The organism is Bacillus sp. FG16 (assembly GCF_057809515.1).
In genome coordinates this window covers 1-16,597 of sequence record NZ_JBMDKC010000073.1, presented here as the reverse complement: position 1 = coordinate 16,597, position 16,597 = coordinate 1, and the positions used below count along the sequence as shown (strand labels likewise).

14 protein-coding genes, 1 pseudogene and 1 riboswitch are annotated in these 16,597 nt (G+C 34.9%); of the genes and pseudogenes, 5 read left to right on the top strand and 10 right to left on the bottom strand.

Translation table 11 applies throughout. The features are described 5' to 3' along the window. Positions 1–7: 7 nt before the first annotated feature. The 4 genes from arsB to ACODS7_RS22515 form a co-directional block, all read right to left on the bottom strand. A complete protein-coding gene (arsB, locus tag ACODS7_RS22530) occupies positions 8–1,048 on the bottom strand; it encodes an ACR3 family arsenite efflux transporter (RefSeq protein ID WP_243168865.1) in 1,041 nt (346 codons plus the stop codon). A gap of 18 nt (positions 1,049–1,066) precedes the next feature. Then, entirely contained in the window at positions 1,067–1,504 is a 438-nt protein-coding gene (locus ACODS7_RS22525) for an ArsI/CadI family heavy metal resistance metalloenzyme (RefSeq protein ID WP_016081036.1), read from the bottom strand. A gap of 60 nt (positions 1,505–1,564) precedes the next feature. After that, positions 1,565–1,870: an arsenical resistance operon transcriptional regulator ArsR gene (gene arsR, locus ACODS7_RS22520; RefSeq protein WP_000046014.1), complete on the bottom strand. Its 306-nt coding sequence runs from the start codon at positions 1,868–1,870 to the stop codon at positions 1,565–1,567. A gap of 441 nt (positions 1,871–2,311) precedes the next feature. Beyond that, on the bottom strand, positions 2,312–2,887 hold the full coding sequence (locus ACODS7_RS22515; RefSeq protein WP_243168866.1) for an NPCBM/NEW2 domain-containing protein: 576 nt from the start codon (positions 2,885–2,887) through the stop codon (positions 2,312–2,314). A gap of 468 nt (positions 2,888–3,355) precedes the next feature. Here ACODS7_RS22515 and ACODS7_RS22510 point away from each other — a divergent pair, with 468 nt between their 5' ends. Further along, positions 3,356–5,131 carry a M60 family metallopeptidase gene (locus tag ACODS7_RS22510; protein WP_243168867.1) on the top strand — a complete coding sequence of 592 codons (1,776 nt, stop codon included), beginning with the start codon at positions 3,356–3,358 and terminating at the stop codon, positions 5,129–5,131. Between the two features lie 334 nt (positions 5,132–5,465). On the opposite strand, the gene ACODS7_RS22505 is transcribed toward ACODS7_RS22510, so the two are convergent. Further along, positions 5,466–6,398 (bottom strand): carbohydrate binding domain-containing protein, encoded by a 933-nt coding sequence (locus ACODS7_RS22505; protein ID WP_243168868.1) that lies wholly within the window; start codon positions 6,396–6,398, stop codon positions 5,466–5,468. Between the two features lie 466 nt (positions 6,399–6,864). Here ACODS7_RS22505 and ACODS7_RS22500 point away from each other — a divergent pair, with 466 nt between their 5' ends. Continuing rightward, complete coding sequence (locus ACODS7_RS22500; RefSeq protein WP_243168869.1) at positions 6,865–8,295, top strand: IS4 family transposase; 1,431 nt, start codon at positions 6,865–6,867, stop codon at positions 8,293–8,295. 128 nt (positions 8,296–8,423) lie between these two features. Here ACODS7_RS22500 and ACODS7_RS22495 read toward each other — a convergent pair whose 3' ends face one another. After that, positions 8,424–9,188, bottom strand: a complete 765-nt coding sequence (locus ACODS7_RS22495) for an SDR family oxidoreductase (RefSeq protein ID WP_243168870.1) — start codon at positions 9,186–9,188, stop codon at positions 8,424–8,426. A 169-nt stretch (positions 9,189–9,357) separates the two neighbouring features. Here ACODS7_RS22495 and ACODS7_RS22490 point away from each other — a divergent pair, with 169 nt between their 5' ends. After that, positions 9,358–9,798, top strand: coding sequence for an Lrp/AsnC family transcriptional regulator (locus ACODS7_RS22490; protein WP_001178565.1), 441 nt, complete (start codon positions 9,358–9,360; stop codon positions 9,796–9,798). Between the two features lie 134 nt (positions 9,799–9,932). Here the strand turns inward: ACODS7_RS22490 and ACODS7_RS22485 are convergent, their stop codons facing one another. Further along, positions 9,933–11,138, bottom strand: coding sequence for a M20 family metallopeptidase (locus ACODS7_RS22485; RefSeq protein ID WP_098630146.1), 1,206 nt, complete (start codon positions 11,136–11,138; stop codon positions 9,933–9,935). Positions 11,139–11,225: 87 nt separating this feature from the next. Continuing rightward, positions 11,226–11,327, bottom strand: a riboswitch (SAM riboswitch). Between the two features lie 75 nt (positions 11,328–11,402). Then, on the bottom strand, positions 11,403–13,712 hold the full coding sequence (locus ACODS7_RS22480) for an AAA domain-containing protein (RefSeq protein ID WP_142333859.1): 2,310 nt from the start codon (positions 13,710–13,712) through the stop codon (positions 11,403–11,405). A gap of 111 nt (positions 13,713–13,823) precedes the next feature. Here ACODS7_RS22480 and ACODS7_RS22475 point away from each other — a divergent pair, with 111 nt between their 5' ends. Further along, the gene (locus tag ACODS7_RS22475) at positions 13,824–14,216 is read left to right on the top strand and encodes a VOC family protein (protein ID WP_001145295.1); all 393 of its coding nucleotides are present in this window, start codon (positions 13,824–13,826) and stop codon (positions 14,214–14,216) included. Between the two features lie 249 nt (positions 14,217–14,465). Here the strand turns inward: ACODS7_RS22475 and ACODS7_RS22470 are convergent. Next, positions 14,466–14,653, bottom strand: a pseudogene (locus ACODS7_RS22470) (hypothetical protein). Positions 14,654–14,752: 99 nt separating this feature from the next. On the opposite strand from ACODS7_RS22470, the gene ACODS7_RS22465 reads away from it, so the two are divergent. Continuing rightward, positions 14,753–14,884: a hypothetical protein gene (locus tag ACODS7_RS22465; protein WP_254913550.1), complete on the top strand. Its 132-nt coding sequence runs from the start codon at positions 14,753–14,755 to the stop codon at positions 14,882–14,884. A 1,158-nt stretch (positions 14,885–16,042) separates the two neighbouring features. Here the strand turns inward: ACODS7_RS22465 and ACODS7_RS22460 are convergent. Further along, on the bottom strand, positions 16,043–16,597 hold a 555-nt coding region (locus ACODS7_RS22460; protein ID WP_488827586.1), incomplete at its 5' end, for a YrrS family protein.

The window sequence follows — 16,597 nt, the reverse complement described above, 5'->3', positions numbered from 1 at the left end:
TTTTAATTTAGACTGGTTGGTCATTAAAATATTTACGTTTAAACCAAAAAGCGACATTTACAAGTGCAATCATGACAGGTACTTCGACTAACGGTCCAATGACAGCTGCGAATGCTGCGCCCGAATGAATACCAAACACACCAACCGCTACCGTAATCGCTAACTCAAAGTTATTACTACCTGCTGTAAATGCTAACGTTGTTGTTACCGGATAGTTTGCACCAATTTTTCTTCCCATAAAGAAAGAAACGAAAAACATTACAATAAAATAGATTAATAACGGAATCGCTATTCTTACTACATCAAATGGTACACTAACAATCATCTCCCCTTTTAAAGAGAACATAACGATGATCGTAAATAGCAATGCAATTAATGTAAGTGGACTAATTTTAGGTATAAAGACCTTTTCATACCACTGTCTTCCTTTTAACTTAACTAATACAAAACGTGTTAACATACCTGCTATAAAAGGAATTCCCAAATAGATAAATACTGATTTCGCTACTTCTGCCATTGTAATATTAACGATAGCCCCTTCAATTCCTAACCATTCTGGGATTACTGTTACGAACACGTATGCATAAACCGAGAAGAACAACATTTGAAATACCGAGTTAAAAGCCACTAAACCTGCCGCATACTCTTTATCCCCATCAGCAAGGTCATTCCAAACAATTACCATTGCAATACAACGTGCTAACCCAATCATAATGAGTCCAACCATGTATTCTGGTTTATCAGGAAGAAAAATAATTGCTAAAACAAACATGAGTACAGGCCCAATAATCCAGTTTTGTACTAAAGATAAAACCAATACTTTTACATCTTTAAATACTCGGTCCATTTCCTCGTAACGAACCTTTGCTAATGGTGGATACATCATGACAATTAAACCAACAGCAAGCGGAATAGACGTCGTTCCAACCTGTAATGCATTCAGTCCGTCTACTACACTAGGAAACACAAACCCTAAACCAATCCCAACAGCCATCGCTAGAAAGATCCATAGTGTTAAATATCGGTCTAGAAAAGATAAACGTTTCATTTTATTTTCCATCCCCTATTAACAACAAGAATTTTTAGCTACCTCATTTGAAGTCGTGCAACAAGATGGATCTTCAATTTTATGAACATCACTTTGTGCTTTCGTATAAAAGAACTCCCACTCGTTCCCATCAGGATCCGTTATCCAAAACTTATCTTGCACTGCATAGCAACAAGTCGTATCCATCTCATCACGCGCAAAGAAACCTTCTTTTTCTAATCGTTCTTTATGTACTGTAATTTCTTCAGCTGTATCCACTTGAAAACCAAAATGATTTACCTGATTTCCATTCACTTCATCTCGTACGTTCAGCGTGAAATTAAGTCCTGGCGTCTCTAATAAAAATTTTGCATAATCCGTTTTCACCTTAACTGGTGATACACCAAATACCTTTTCATAAAATTCAATAGACTTTTCTAAATTCGTAACGTTTATACCAACGTGAACATATCTCATACATTATTCCTCCTCTTTATATATCATTAATCAATTTTTTTTGATTAATAACACAAAATTTTAACAGCAGCTACCTTTGCCTGTTTTTCTAAAGATACAGCACAATTCTTCTGATAATAAATTATTCACTTCCGCATCATTTAAATCATAATAACTCCACGTACCCTTTGTTTCTTTTACAATTAAACCTGCATCTAATAAAATCTTTAAATGATAGGACAACTTAGATTGTGTCATTTCAAAAATCTCTGTTAAATCACATACACAAGTCTGACCCCGCTGGCAAAGCTCATACATGATTTCTAAACGTTTCTGATCCGCCAACGCTTTAAACTTTTTCTCATAGAGCTGGAAATCTTGTGCCACTGTAGTTCACTCTCCTTTCATCAATTTTTTTTGATATTTATAGTATATACGCCGTTTAGTTCTTTATGCAACTAATTCATCAAGTTTTTTTGATTTTTAAAAAACCTTCCTCGCATTATATCTTTTTACAACTTAGTAGTTAAAATATTTCTAAGGAATGGAGTCTCTATAGCTACTAAAAAATTTTAATCTGATGTTTATAGGGTGGTGCCCCATGCCCATCAAGTTAAAATCTCATATTACCCCCAGAACGAAAATTTTGTGCATTTTGCTCGTATTTATTGTTTTGAGGAAATTCATATTTTTAGCTTGATGGCGACGGTAGCACCAACATTTCGCGAATTTTGTATGCTAAGCAAAATTTCATAAAGAAAAAGCCGATTTTCTGTACGCTAGGAAATCGACTTTTTTAGTAAATTATAGTTTAGTAATGTATTGTACTCATTGAGTAAACAATTTTGCATCCGCCCAGTCAGCATGATCATTGTCAATATTATCATTAGCATTATACGAAACTAACTCAAGTGTATTTTTTCCTGCAATATTTACTTCTACATGTTCAGCTGGATCGTGAGATTTTTTAACCGGACTTATATACAGAATTTTACCATCAGCGATTATCACAAAATTCACAGAACCATGACCAGCTGCTACTTGATCATCTATTCCTACATCTACTGTAAATTTAGAATACTGTCCATTCAAATTATACTTAATTGTACTATTTGAATGTGATCCAATCCCTTTGTCATATTTCACACCATTAATAGATAACTGTGTTTTATAAAACGATTGGTTTTTATTATACGAAAAATAATTAGGTGTCATTTGTTCTATATCTCCTACAACTGAAACTGGAGTTAACGTGTCACTTAAATATACAGATGTAGGTGTAGCAGCTGAAGTGGTTGTATTTCCACCTGCAAAAAATGTAAAAATAGTAATCATTAAAACTGCAACTAAACTTAATACTTTAAACCGAAAACATTTTGGGTCAATAACATACTTTGTATTCATATCAAATCCCCTTTCGATTTTGTAAATTACCTCTCTAATCTTTACATATCAATCTAAAATTTTCAAACTATTTCTATAATTATAAATATTTATGCAGAATTGTAAGAAAATTGAAAGCGCATCCTTGTGTTTTTAAGTGAAAGTTGATAATAGAAATGAAAAAAGACTTAAAAAGTCAAGTCTTAGAAGGAATCGCATCACATGCCCATATCTACCACTTAAGAATACTAACTCCCTCTAAGAGTAAAAATCATTATTACTTTTAAACAAACTAGATTATTAAAATAGAAAATGTTTTTTCTTTGCAGTTCATAGTCAAAATCAAATTATCCCTCCATTAAAAAGACCTTAAAATAATTCTTTCTCAATACCTATTTTTTCTAAAAAATGTATATTTTATAAAGGTGATATCTTAATTCATCTAAAATATCTAATAAAAGAAACAGGAATGAGAAAGGATTGATTTATATGAATAGAAAAAAGAACGGCAGGTTACAAAAGCCAATAAAAGTGCTTGCGACATCCGTTATTTTAGCAACCACGTTATTTGCACCTATTATGTCAAACAATTTAGATGTACATGCTGAGACTGCACAAACTGCAACTCAATTTGAACAAAGAGAGTTTGACCTTCCTGGTACAGGAAGTTTTTGGGATGAAGCAAAAAGAGAAAAAAGAGGTGAGCAAAAAAATTATATGCCAACAGGCATATATGTGAAACCTAATGAACAGGTTACAATTACAGTATCAGGAACGCAAAAGATTAGAGCCATTATTGGAACACATCAATATGATAAAGAATGGGGAAAAGAAATTGATCTTTCACCTGGCTCTAATACCATCTCTTCACCAAACGGCGGCGTATTAGGGTTAGATAATTTTCAAAGCACAGGAACAGTTAAGGTGCAAGTAACGCAAGGCGGTAGTCCGATTCCTTTCTTTGTATTAGGGAAACACACAAAAGCAGACTGGATTGCCATGATGAACAACTATCCAAATGCACATGCGGTACAATTAAAATCAGAACGAGCAGTACTAACTGTAACTCGTGATAGTGCCAATAAATATATTGTAAATCAAGATCCTGTGCCACTATTAAATAAATATGATGAAATGATTCGAGCGCAAGACAAGATATCGGGGCTATCTGAAACAGATCCTAATCCTTTACATCGTTCAACTCGTCGTATTTGGGCCTTTGTAGAAAACCCTAACGCACAAAGTTGGGACATGTATGCAAGTTGGGATGGAGCCGTATTTACGACTGCTGGTGAGGCTATCAAAAGTACTTTAAATGTCAATGAGTTTGGATGGGGACAAATGCATGAAGCGGGACATGCAAGACAACAATATCCATGGACGTGGGGTAATGGAAGTGGCATGGGTGAAGTAACTGTTAATTTATATTCTTTAGTTGCTGACAAGAAAGTATATCCAAATAAACCAACACGTTTAGAAACAGAGGGAGATTATAAAAGAGCCTTTGCGTATTTAAAGCAAACGAATAAAGAATACAATAATATTGATGATCCGTTTGTAAAACTTGCGATGCTTTGGCAGCTTCATTTAGCTTATGGTGATGATTTTTATCCAAATCTCCACAAACTATATCGAGAGTTACCAGAGGATCAACTTCCAAAAACGGACGAAGATAAAATACAAGCATTTATTTACAATACTTCAAAGGTAGCAAAACAAAATTTACTTCCTTTCTTTGATCAATGGGGGCTGAAAGCATCAACAGAAACACGACAAAAAATCGAAGCTTTGAATAATCCAACATTAATTGCCCCTATCTGGGAAGCGACAGATGCTAAACCAGTTAAACCGCTTGCTGTATTGTCTAAAAAAATAATGAAAGCAAGTGCAAATAGTGAGGAATCAACGGGTTCAGCTAGTAAGGCGATAGATGGAAAAACAGATACATTTTGGCATAGTAGTTGGACACCAAATCAATATCCTTACAATTTGACACTAGAACTTGGTAATACACGTACCATTTCACAATTGGCATATCTTCCAAGGCAGGATGGGTCAGAAAATGGCCGTATTTTAACTTACAATATTTATACGAGTGTAGATGGCGTTACGTATGACAAAATATCATCAGGAACATGGGAAAATAATAGTAATAAGAAAAATGTAACATTTAATCCTGTTACTGTAAAATATGTGAAACTAGAAGTAACAAATGGAAAGAATGGATTTGCTTCAGCAGCTGAAGTAGATATTTTGGGATATTAATTATTTAAACAAACGGCTGAGGTTCTTTAATTGATTGAGTGTTACAAGAAGTATAAGATGGCCATTTTGGTCAACTTATACTTCTTTTAGTTTACGGCCAACTTATGCTTCCAGGATTTGAAGACTATTTTTAATGTCGCCTTTAAATAAAGTCGCGACTTTTAGGGATAGCATCACATCATCAATCTAAGAATAGCAAATACCCCAAAACGAAAAAAATGTACATTTTTTTCGTTTTGGGGCGTTATAAAATCCTTAAGTTGATGGGCATATGGCGACTCATTTCTAGAATTGTTTTCATGTGTCAATGATAGAAATATATTTTTAATTATGGCTACTTTTCAACTAGTACGATATCATCAAGATAGGCATCACCGATGTTAACATATCCATTAATTTGTAAGATGACCTTATATGGATTATTAGTATTTAGAGTAGTAAATTCAACCGATTTTTGTTCATACTGTGTGGAAGTAAACGTCATAACAAATGTGTTTTCCTCCCCAGGAGACTGTGCTCCTACAAATAAGGTTTTTTCAGGACCCGATACTTTTCCAGATGCGGACATGATGTATGTAGTATTAGGCTTCAAAGTTACGTCTCCCTTAAGATGACCGGTTCCTGAACTAAAATGAAGTCCTTTAGAATTATTTACTCCTGCATGCTCTTCAATATTGTAAATTAAAGAGCCATATGCTGGTTTAAAAGGTTCTAAACTTGAATTGTGGTCAAAATCAATATTTAAAATATAAGGGTTCTCCTTCTCCTTTAATTGTACATTATCAAACTTAACCCTCCCATTTGCTGTAGAAGCAAGTTTGACAGCAAAGTTTGACACATCTTCCCCTGTTTTAAACTTTATCTCATGATGTTCCGGCTTAAATCCTGTATACTGCTTCTTTGTTAATGGAACGATTTCTTGATTGGCATTCAGATTACCTACTGTTACTTCTGATGGGGAAACTATACTTCCCGCTATATCAAATGTTAATGTATATTCTGTATGCGGCTTTACAGTAACAAGCTGATAGGCTGTGTCTGCATGTATTAATTTGAGATAATGATTGCCTGGTTCAGAAGTGCCGATATTCTCGGTAGAAGAATTAGGATTAGATAAAATCCAGTTATTTAGCCCATCCTCAAAGTCTCCATTCCTAACTTGTTCATTTGCAGATGAACTATCTGCTGATACAATACCTGAAAAACCTATACTAGCACTTAATACAATTGCTGTAGACAATACTCCGATACCGCTTTTTTTAAACAATTTCTTCATCTCCTTTGGTCAAATTAAAATTTACTCTTTCATTTTTCTATATATATTTGGATAAACCTGCCAGAGAACAACTTTATTAATAAATAATTTACAAGTTATTTTCAATTGAAAGATCTTCAACATATACAAGGAGACCTCGCTCAAATCGAAAGGGTAAAGAAAACATATCAAGAGAGCAAAGTGACCTATTAATTAAGGGAATCGTCAGTTCCACTTGCTCGTTTATTAAGGTTTTTTAGTATCAATTTGGCCCAACATTATTCCAAAGCTACATGAATAAAACAAACGGCAAGCTTATGGGTTAATAATTCATTCACGGCCAATTTATGCTTCCAATTCCGTTGAATAATTAGATAATCACCTACAAAAATAAGTGTTTTCTGGCCAACTTATACTTCCAACTGCGGCCAACTTATAGGTAAAGTCACAAAATATACAGAAAGGATGGCGTTCTTTTATGACTCTATCAATTCAGGATGAATTTCAGTTGTTCGCTAAAGAACTACAGCGATATCTATCTCCACATATTCTTCAACAATTCGCACAAGAGACAGGTTTTGTAAAACGTAAAAGTAAGTATGGCGCACTTGATTTGGCTGCTTTATGTATCTGGATTAGTCAACATGTAGCAAGTGATTCTCTCACTCAATTATGTAGTCAGCTTTATGCAAATACAGCTACACTCATAAGTCCAGAAGGACTGAATCAACGCTTTAATCCAGCAGCTGTCGCATTTCTTCGAGAAGTTTTTACTTCTCTTCTCACACAAAAACTCTGTTCAAATCACTCACTTTCTGCACATATAATCTCTACTTTCAATCGTATCCGTATTCTAGATGCAACAGTGTTTCAACTGCCTGACCATCTCGCCACTGACTATCAAGGTTCAGGTGGAAGTAGTAATACGGCAGGCATGAAAATCCAATTGGAATACGATTTACTTAGTGGTCAATTTCTTAACGTGCAGCTTGGACCAGGAAAGAATAATGATAAAACATACGGTACTATCTGCCTTGAAACCGTAGAAGCAGGCGATTTGTGTTTACGTGATCTTGGTTACTTCGATTTAGGAGACTTACAAGCCATTCATGATAAAGAGGCTTACTATATCTCGCGGTTGAAGTTGAATACACGCATTTATATCAAGAACCCTGAACCAGAATACTTCAACAATGGTACGTTAAAAAAGCAAACAGAATACATCCAGCTTGATATGACACAAATGCTGTCTGGTCTAATTCCTGGTGAAACGATGGAAATCCCCGAGGCATACATTGGCCAAAATCAGAAACTTCCAGCACGTGTCATTATTCATCGTTTAACCGATGATCAAACACAAACACGTCTGAAAAACCAAGCGATACGTGAAAAGAAGAAAGGCATTGTCATGAAGGATAAAAGTAAACGTTTAATGGGCATGAATGTATATATCACGAATACGTCGCTAGAAGAAGTACCGACGAACTACGTGCATTCATTATATTCACTTCGTTGGCAGATTGAAATTTTGTTTAAAACGTGGAAGTCATTCTTTGAAATTGATGAATGCCAAAATATAAAAAGAGAACGCCTAGAGTGCCATTTATATGGACAACTTATCGGCATTCTCCTATGTTCTTCTACGATGTTTCAAATGCGTCAGTTTCTATTTAAAAAGAAAAAGCAAGAGCTGAGTGAATATAAAGCAATTTATATGATTAAAGATTTCTTTCCATTACTGTTTCAAGCGCTAGCCTATGGCACAGAAGAACTTTTAAAAATTCTGTATTGTCTTTATCAACTGCTCAAAAAGAACGGTCGTAAATGTCATCGGTATAAGAAGATGACCGTCTTTGATATTCTAGGGATTGTGTATAAAACGACAGTGAAGGATAGACAAGCTGCCTAGCGAAAAAACCGCGTTTTAATAGGCTTCTTTAGCATGCCTACTTTTTTATCACTTGCTAGTTTTAAAACAAGGATTATTTCGTATCTAGTAATTTATTTTGTTAGCCTGATGGGCATGGGGTGGTGCCCCTATAAACAAAACCCACCAGAAACATCTAAAATCTGCCCTGTTATCCAACGACTATCAGAAGCAGCAAGGAACGCTACTGCATCTGCGATATCTTCAACTTGCCCTATTCGTCCGAAAACAGATGAATTCGTAGCAAAATTTCGTATTTCCGGATCATCTAGCAATTTTGCATTAATATCTGTCTTCGTATATCCAGGCATAATTGTATTCACTGTTATACCTCTTTCTCCGAGATGTTTAGCTAGAGGAAGTGTCATCGTATTTAATGCACCTTTACTTAAACCGTATGCAATAGACCCTGTAAAACCAAGTCTTACTTCAGCTGATGAAATGTTAATAACGCGCCCCTCTGCTCGTAGTAACGGTAATGTTTGCTGAATTAAGAAGAATGGTGCTTTAATATTTACGGCCATAATTTCATCAAAAACTTCTTCTGTCGTATTTTCAATCGTTCCTTGTGTACCTATCCCTGCATTGTTTACTAAAATATCAATCTCTGATGCACCAACTCTTATTTGTAATTCATTCTTCAATTGTTCTACTAACTTTTTGACACCATCAACTGAATTGAGATCAGCTTCAATTAAGAATGCTTTTCCTCCATTAGATTCAATCTCACTAATTGTTTCATCTGCAGCTGCCTTATTTCGGCCGTAGTGAATCGCTACTAATGCACCGTCGTTTGCCAATCTCATCGCAATCGCCCGACCAATACCGCGACTCGCCCCTGTTACTATCGCTACTTTCCCATCAAGATTCTTCATTTTTTCCATCCTTCCTAAATTTCCGTTTAATAAAAATCTATACTTATATTTTCATGTAAACCCCAATCATTTTAAATATAAATTCATAGGTAATTTAGTTTCTTTACTTATGATATTATAGTTATAAATCACAATTTACTTTAGAAAATAAATCAAGGGAGATACCCCAATGCAAAATGCAGTAAAACTAGATGAAATCGATCACAAAATAATGAACTTGTTGTATGAAAATGCGAGAATTTCTGTTTCAGAAATAGGAAGAATTATATCCATGACGCAACCTGCTGTAAAAGAGCGTATTAACAAACTTGAAGATCAAGGAGTGATAGCGGCTTACCGAACGAAATTTGAGCCTTCCAAAATTAATAAAAACATTCAAGCATTCATCATGTTTAAAACGAGCCAATGCTCTGATTTTATCCAATTTTGTAATGCCGCTCCTGAAGTAACAGATTTATATCGAATTAGTGGGGAGTTTAATTATATGATGAAAGTCATGAGCGATTCGATGGATTCTCTCGCTGCATTTTTAGACTCTTTAATGCAATTTGGCTTGTCGTCTCCTTTAATTGTTTTAAAAAGTGAGTTTGAGGAGAAATTGTCGTTCTAATAAGAGGACACTAAGGTAGAAATATCAAGTGTATGTGAAAAAATTCTTTTATAATATAATAAAACCAGCCATAGGCTGGTTCTTTTTTCATTCAATTTCCTACTAAAAATCCCGGGTATAATCCCCCTTCTCACTTACCCTTGATTCCTCTGCGCCTCTTTAAACTCCTCCTTCACCTTCTCTAACAACCCTTCTTCCGTAATTAATCGATACGCCGTATTTGCTAATGCTTTTGCCGATGTAATTAATGCTTTATCCCCTAGTTCTGAACGTGCTGCTTCTCTAAATTCATTCGTATGCGCAATTAAGTCATCTGGACCAATTTTAATGTACGGGTGAATGGTCGGTACGACTTGGCTTACATTTCCTGCGTCTGTTGAACCAATACCCACTCTTTCTTTACGGTTTACGTCTTCGCCTAATAATTCTAGTTCTTCTGCTACGACGTCGTTATATGTTTTTGTTACGAGTAGTTCATCGATTTCATTTTGGAATTGATGGATTTTCACTTTTGTGCCTGTTGCTAATGCTGCTCCCTGTGCGATATTTCTTACTTTTTCTGTTACTTCTGCACATCTTTTTCTCGTTGCTGCGCGGATGAAGAATCTTGCTGCGGCGTAGTCAGGAATAATGTTAGGTGCTTTTCCGCCCTCTGTAATAACACCATGAATTCTTACATCTGACGGAAGTTGTTGGCGAAGTGCGTTAATACCGTTATAGAGCTGAATAACCGCATCTAATGCGTTAATCCCTTCTTCTGGCGAAGCTGCAGCGTGAGCTGTTTTTCCGTAAAAATGAAAATCAAGTGGATCGACTGCTAGTGAAGGACTCGTTGTCGCTGTTTTTCCGCTCGGATGAATCATAAGTGCCGCATCAATATCTTTAAATAACCCCGCTTTTACATAACTCGCTTTCGCACTACCGTTTGGTCCTCCTTCTTCAGCCGGAGTACCAAACACGACAACTTCCCCGCCAATTTCTTCAAGCGTTTCTGATAATGCGATTGCTGCTGCAACGCTAATTGTGCCAATTAAATTGTGACCACACGCATGGCCTAATCCTGGTAAAGCGTCATACTCCGCTAAAAATGCGATGACTGGTCCTTTTTCCCCTGAACTTTTCCGCGCAATAAAACCTGTTTCATGCCCAGCTATATTGTGTTGCAACTGAAAACCAGCACTCCCTAGTAATAAGCTTAACGTTCTTGATGCGTAAAACTCTTGGTTACCAATTTCCGGATTCGCATGAATATCATGACTTGTTTCTATGTACTTTTCCTTATTTCTTTCGATACTCTCTTCAATTGTTTTTCTTTGTGACGCTACTCCTGTCGCTCCCATTTTTCTTCCTCCTTTATTTTCACGTAAAAAAGCCTCTTTCTAAAAGATAGAAAGAGGCTTCTGTATATACAATCAAAATGAGCTTCTTTCTTATCTTTCAAGTTACCTTGCTGGAATTGGCACAGTATTCATAACGAATCCGCTGCCGAGGTATCATAGGGCCAGTCCCTCCACCTCTCGCGATAAGAATTTTCATAAAATTATATTAAATTACATTTATTCTAAGTTCATTCCAATTAAAAGTCAAGGAATTCCTATCCGAATTTACCGAATATCTAAAAATCCTTTTAATACACCAATTGTTTCTGGTGCTTGCAGTCTTGCACATACGTACGGAAATTCCGTACTACCTTCAAATATCATTTGAGATGTGAGCGGTGCGCCTGCCCAGAAGATTTCATCATCGATTACGATAAACGGGAATGCTTTATTTTGTCTTTGTAACTTTACATTTTTCAGCGGAACTGGTCCATCACTATAAACTGTTATTTGTGCATTTGTACGCATTAACGCTTGCCATACTCGTTTATCTACTTGTTTCGTACTTGGCAGTGAAATAATAATTTTTCGTTTTGCGGCTAAAATATCTTTTAATAGCCCTTTCGGCTCTTCAAGATTCATTTCCATAAACCAGCGTAAACGTTTCGAAATTTTCCGTTCCCACAATTGTCTTGATGTCGTGCGGTCATACACATCTCCATGACGTTCTATATGAGCTGTTAATTGCGATAACGCTTGTTTTCTAGAAAGATTTTTACGCATATAATGGCAATCTGATAATTGAATGAACTTCCCTCTCGCCCTTGTCACTGCTACATTGACGAGGCGATGATTTTTATGGTCAAAGAATAACACGCCAGGTCGTTCTTGCGGATAACTGTCAACCGTATCAAAGATCATCATATCTCTTTCAGAACCTTGAAACTTATGAACTGTCGCCGCTAAAACTGGTATGTTTTGATATTTCGTTCTCTGCAACATTTCTCTAATACACGTCGATAAAAAGCGTGACTGCGCCCTGTAAGGTGTCACAACACCAATGGATTGCACACCATCTAACAATCCGATTAACATCATTTGCATTGCTACTAAACCAGACATAATGTTAAAACGTGAACCAGAAGCAGCATCTTTTAACGAAAAAGCTCCCATTTGGCTCGTATCAAATAAAACACTCGCTTCATTTGCGAACGGCTGCAATTGCGCAAGTTCTTTACGCTCTGAAACAGACGGATGATCGTATACTCTATTTTTATAAATAAACGAATTCGTAAACTTCGATATATCCGCATGCATACGTCTTTGTTCCTGCAACATAAATAGGTTCGGATGTGCTTCTGATTTATTAACAGACTCAACAATCCCAGCATGGTAAAACATATCTTCCCCAAGCCATTTGCGAACAAGTTCATGGTTCGCCATCGCAATTGGAGGTAATTGTAAAAAGTCGCCACAAACAACGATACGTTTTCCAAGTGAAGCAGCTAATGCGATTTGCGGAACGAACGCCATACTCACTTCATCTACGACAACTAAATCAAATGTACGCTCATAAATCAGCGCATCAATTGCACATTTTGATAGAGTTGCACCAATTACTTTTGCATTTTCAATATATTCTTTTTCTACTTCTTTAATTTTCGCTTTTTGCTTTCGAAGATCACTTTCAATCTCTTGTATACGCTTCTTATCAGCAGAAGTCGCTTTATATGATAAAATCTTTTCACGAAGATCTTGTCGTGTTTCTTCTAAATAGAGTCTTTCTTCTCCCCAAGATCCGTTCGTCGTTTCAACTAGCTTCGACGTAAGTAATGTTTCATGATTTCGTATATGTTCATGTTGACTATAACCGTAACGAACAATTTCGCCAGGTGTCCATTTCTTTTTCTTCTCAATTTGTTTCGTTACTTCGCTCATTAATACGTCCACTGCCGCATTACTATGAGCTAACACAAGTACCGATTTTCCTTTTTGGTAATGAGCCGAAATAATACGTGATAAATTGTACGACTTCCCTGTTCCAGGCGGTCCCCATACGTACGTTGTCGGATTGTAAAACGAACGATATGCTAGTTCATTTTTCGGATTTTTCATCTTCTCAATATGCTTCGGACTGCTCGTCCCATCAACGAGACGCTTTATACGATTACGTTTTAGCTTATCTTTACGTGCTTCTTTCAATCGCTCTTGCAGTTGCTCTAAAAGTTGCCACGGTTCACTGTATAAAACCGCTTCTCTTATTTCACCTTGTATATAATCATTTAATTTCAATTCTATTTCTAATCCATGTACAGATAATACTTCTCCTGTCGCTTCCTCACCATCGAACTCAATTCGAATTGGTGAACCTTCAGGTAAACTTACTTCCGAAATAAGCTGAAATACATACACTGTATTCTCATAATCTGTATATAAAAAACGACCGTTCATGATAGAAATTTTACTACCACCTATCGTTTTCCAATGTTTAATTTCATATGCTAATGCATAATGCCACTCTTTCATCGTTTCCGATAATGAAGGAGTTTGAGTAGGTATATTCATCGTATAATCTCCTTCCTTCTCCCCAAACATACTTTCTCACTATACCATACAACACGCTTAAATTTGTAAGGTTTTTATCTTGCTTATTTTCTTAATTTTCAATAATATATTGTATATAATTTTCAGAAAGAAGGAATCTACATGCCAGTTAGAAGAATTGAACACGTAGGACTTATGGTTGCAAACTTAGAAACATCTATTACTTTTTATGAAAAAGTAGTTGGCTTACAGCTCATTAAGCGAATGGGACACCCAAACCCAGACTTAAAACTCGCTTTTTTAGGTGTAGAAGAATCGAAGGAAACGATACTTGAATTAATTGAAGGCTACAATTCTTCTCTTCCGGCAGAAGGAAAAGTACATCACATTTGCTTTAAGGTAGATTCATTAGAAGAAGAAATCACAAGACTAAAGAAACACACAGTAACCTTTTTACTAGGAGAAGAAGTCGAAACATTACCAGATGGAACACGTTACATATTCTTCGCTGGTCCTGATGGAGAGTGGATTGAGTTTTTTGAGACGGAGAGATAATCTGAAGAGACTTTTTACTTCAATAAAGTATAATAAAAGCCGTAGGAGTTTAATGCCTACAACTTTGTAAAAGGATCTTGATTCACTATAAAATATCCTCTATAGGTTTATTCTTAAAATTTACTTTTAACTTGATATTGATGTGACGTAATCTTAAATATTTAGAAATTTAAAAAGCCCCCTAATATTGTTAAAGGGGCTTTACTCATACGAATGATAATTTTTATAAATAATTGCTAAATAGTGAATTTACATAAATGCTTTTAGAAGCTCTTGAACTAATGGGATTGCTCCACCTATAAATTTTAAAACTGCCATTGCGATTTCCATATTATTTCCTCCTCTTTTGTTAGTACTGGGATGTGATTAAACTTTATACCCTCATTATAGTAAACGCTTACATTTGTAACAATACATTTCTGTATGCAATATTGCATATTTATACGTTTTGACAATATTTGACCTCTATTAGTCATTCTTTAATGGTACCATAACGAAGTGAGAGTCTTTAAGGGTTCTCCTTAATAGGAGGAAATATGGAGAAAGTGCAAGATATTTACAGTAATCTAAAATTTAAAAGTTGGTTTAAACAAGTATTAGCTGTAGGAGGAATATTAGGATTCTGCTACTTGGTGTTATATGGTTTCTGTTTTTTAGTTGATATGTAAATATTATACAACTATACTAGTGGAGTCTTGCCTACAGAGGTAAGACTCTTTTATTGTACTTGAGATGAACAAACTACATACAATAGTCTTCAGTTTCTCTTTATGGTTCCTTGTTCCTCTATGTTCTAGACCCACTATTCCCTATCATTGAAAGTAAATAAACTTCTATTTAAAAATTTCCATTTATATTAAAAAGCAAAGCATAAGTTGTATTCCATTTCGGTACAATTTTTTATCTTTGAAAAGGACTTAAATCTTATTAATAGATTTGAGTCTTTTTTGCATACATTAATCTCTATATAACCATATAAATATAATATATTAAAAACAATTTAAATGCAAGAATACTTGTAGAGGAACCGCCAGCACTTCGAAAAAAAACAAGTTAAGCTAAAAAATACAATAAGCTGCCCATATGGACAGCTTATTTACATAATTTTCTTTATTGGAAGTACACTTAAGGACATTTTTAACTTAATAGGAGTCTAATATCTCAAGTTTCTTAGCTAATACCCAGCTATTTAGACCTAAATATGCATAAATATTGTAATAAAAATAATTCCCGTTTCTCAATGTTTCCTATAATCTTTTAATATCTTCATAGAATATAGGCCAACCTTGCATTAAGATATTATATATATATTTCTTACTACAAATATGGACGGTATTATCCTTGTTGCAGTTTTAATTTTAATCAAGTCTATTGTAATTACACAGATTGAAATATCTATTCAATTTCAAAAATAGCAAAGGAAATGTATATAAAAAGATCACTTGTCTTAGAAACAAGTGATCTTTTCATTAGATATACTGCAACTTGCTAACAGCAGGTAATTGTTATCCTATTCATATGTTCAATAGATATTATAATACATTTTTTAGTTATATAGACGGAATTGTTTCTAATGAAATGAGACCAAAAATATTTCAAAAGGTAGCATTAATTATTTAGTGCTTTAAAAATGCAATTTTGAACCTTTCGAAGCACTAAATCAGGTAAATTTTAATAAACTTTAAACTTTGTCTGCATCTGGATCTCACAATTGAGCCTGAGTAATTAATCCTGTCAACATAACAAAAAGAGTCCTGATTGAAACAAACTCTTTTATGAGTTTTTACAAGTATAAACTTTTAAACACATAATTACATTTCTATTATTTATTTTACCACTTGTACAGATGCTGGTTTCCACCCCTGATTCTCTACCCAATCAATATTAACCTTATATTTTTTATTACTTTGTTTATCTCGTACATTACCGTAGGCTTTATTATTACCATTATTTCCAATAAAATCGAAAATCAATTGGCTCTCTGGAACATCAACAGCATAAGAGATTGCTTTTTTCATCTCACTCCAATCTACTGTTCCTTCTTTAAATTTCATATCAGGTTTTGCTCCTTGCTCTGTACCAATTGGCTTCCATGAAGGATTAGTTTGAGGATCCTTTTCTTGAAATATCGTTTTTTCTTCCTCTTTATTTTCATTTCCGTTCGTTTTTACCGATTTTTCTACTTTTTGTTTCCCTTCTAACTGTGCTGCTTCTTTATCTTCGCTTTTCTTTTCTTCTATCTTTGCCATTTCTTTATCTTCAGTTTTCTTCTCTTCTATCTTTGCTGTTTCTTTATCTTCAGTTTTCTTCTCTTTTATCTTTGCTGTTTCTTTATCTTCAGTTTTCTTCTCTTCTATCTTTGCTGTTTCTTTATCTTCAGT

What these genes read in the sequence shown, in the direction of transcription:
- ACODS7_RS22515 (WP_243168866.1), bottom strand. Translation starts at nt 2,887, where the DNA reads ATGAATACAAAGTATGTTATTGACCCAAAATGTTTTCGGTTTAAAGTA.
- ACODS7_RS22485 (WP_098630146.1), bottom strand. Translation starts at nt 11,138, where the DNA reads ATGGGAGCGACAGGAGTAGCGTCACAAAGAAAAACAATTGAAGAGAGT.
- arsB (WP_243168865.1), bottom strand. Translation starts at nt 1,048, where the DNA reads ATGAAACGTTTATCTTTTCTAGACCGATATTTAACACTATGGATCTTT.
- ACODS7_RS22490 (WP_001178565.1), top strand. Translation starts at nt 9,358, where the DNA reads ATGCAAAATGCAGTAAAACTAGATGAAATCGATCACAAAATAATGAAC.
- ACODS7_RS22525 (WP_016081036.1), bottom strand. Translation starts at nt 1,504, where the DNA reads ATGAGATATGTTCACGTTGGTATAAACGTTACGAATTTAGAAAAGTCT.
- ACODS7_RS22510 (WP_243168867.1), top strand. Translation starts at nt 3,356, where the DNA reads ATGAATAGAAAAAAGAACGGCAGGTTACAAAAGCCAATAAAAGTGCTT.
- ACODS7_RS22500 (WP_243168869.1), top strand. Translation starts at nt 6,865, where the DNA reads ATGACTCTATCAATTCAGGATGAATTTCAGTTGTTCGCTAAAGAACTA.
- ACODS7_RS22480 (WP_142333859.1), bottom strand. Translation starts at nt 13,712, where the DNA reads ATGTTTGGGGAGAAGGAAGGAGATTATACGATGAATATACCTACTCAA.
- ACODS7_RS22475 (WP_001145295.1), top strand. Translation starts at nt 13,824, where the DNA reads ATGCCAGTTAGAAGAATTGAACACGTAGGACTTATGGTTGCAAACTTA.
- ACODS7_RS22495 (WP_243168870.1), bottom strand. Translation starts at nt 9,188, where the DNA reads ATGAAGAATCTTGATGGGAAAGTAGCGATAGTAACAGGGGCGAGTCGC.
- ACODS7_RS22465 (WP_254913550.1), top strand. Translation starts at nt 14,753, where the DNA reads ATGGAGAAAGTGCAAGATATTTACAGTAATCTAAAATTTAAAAGTTGG.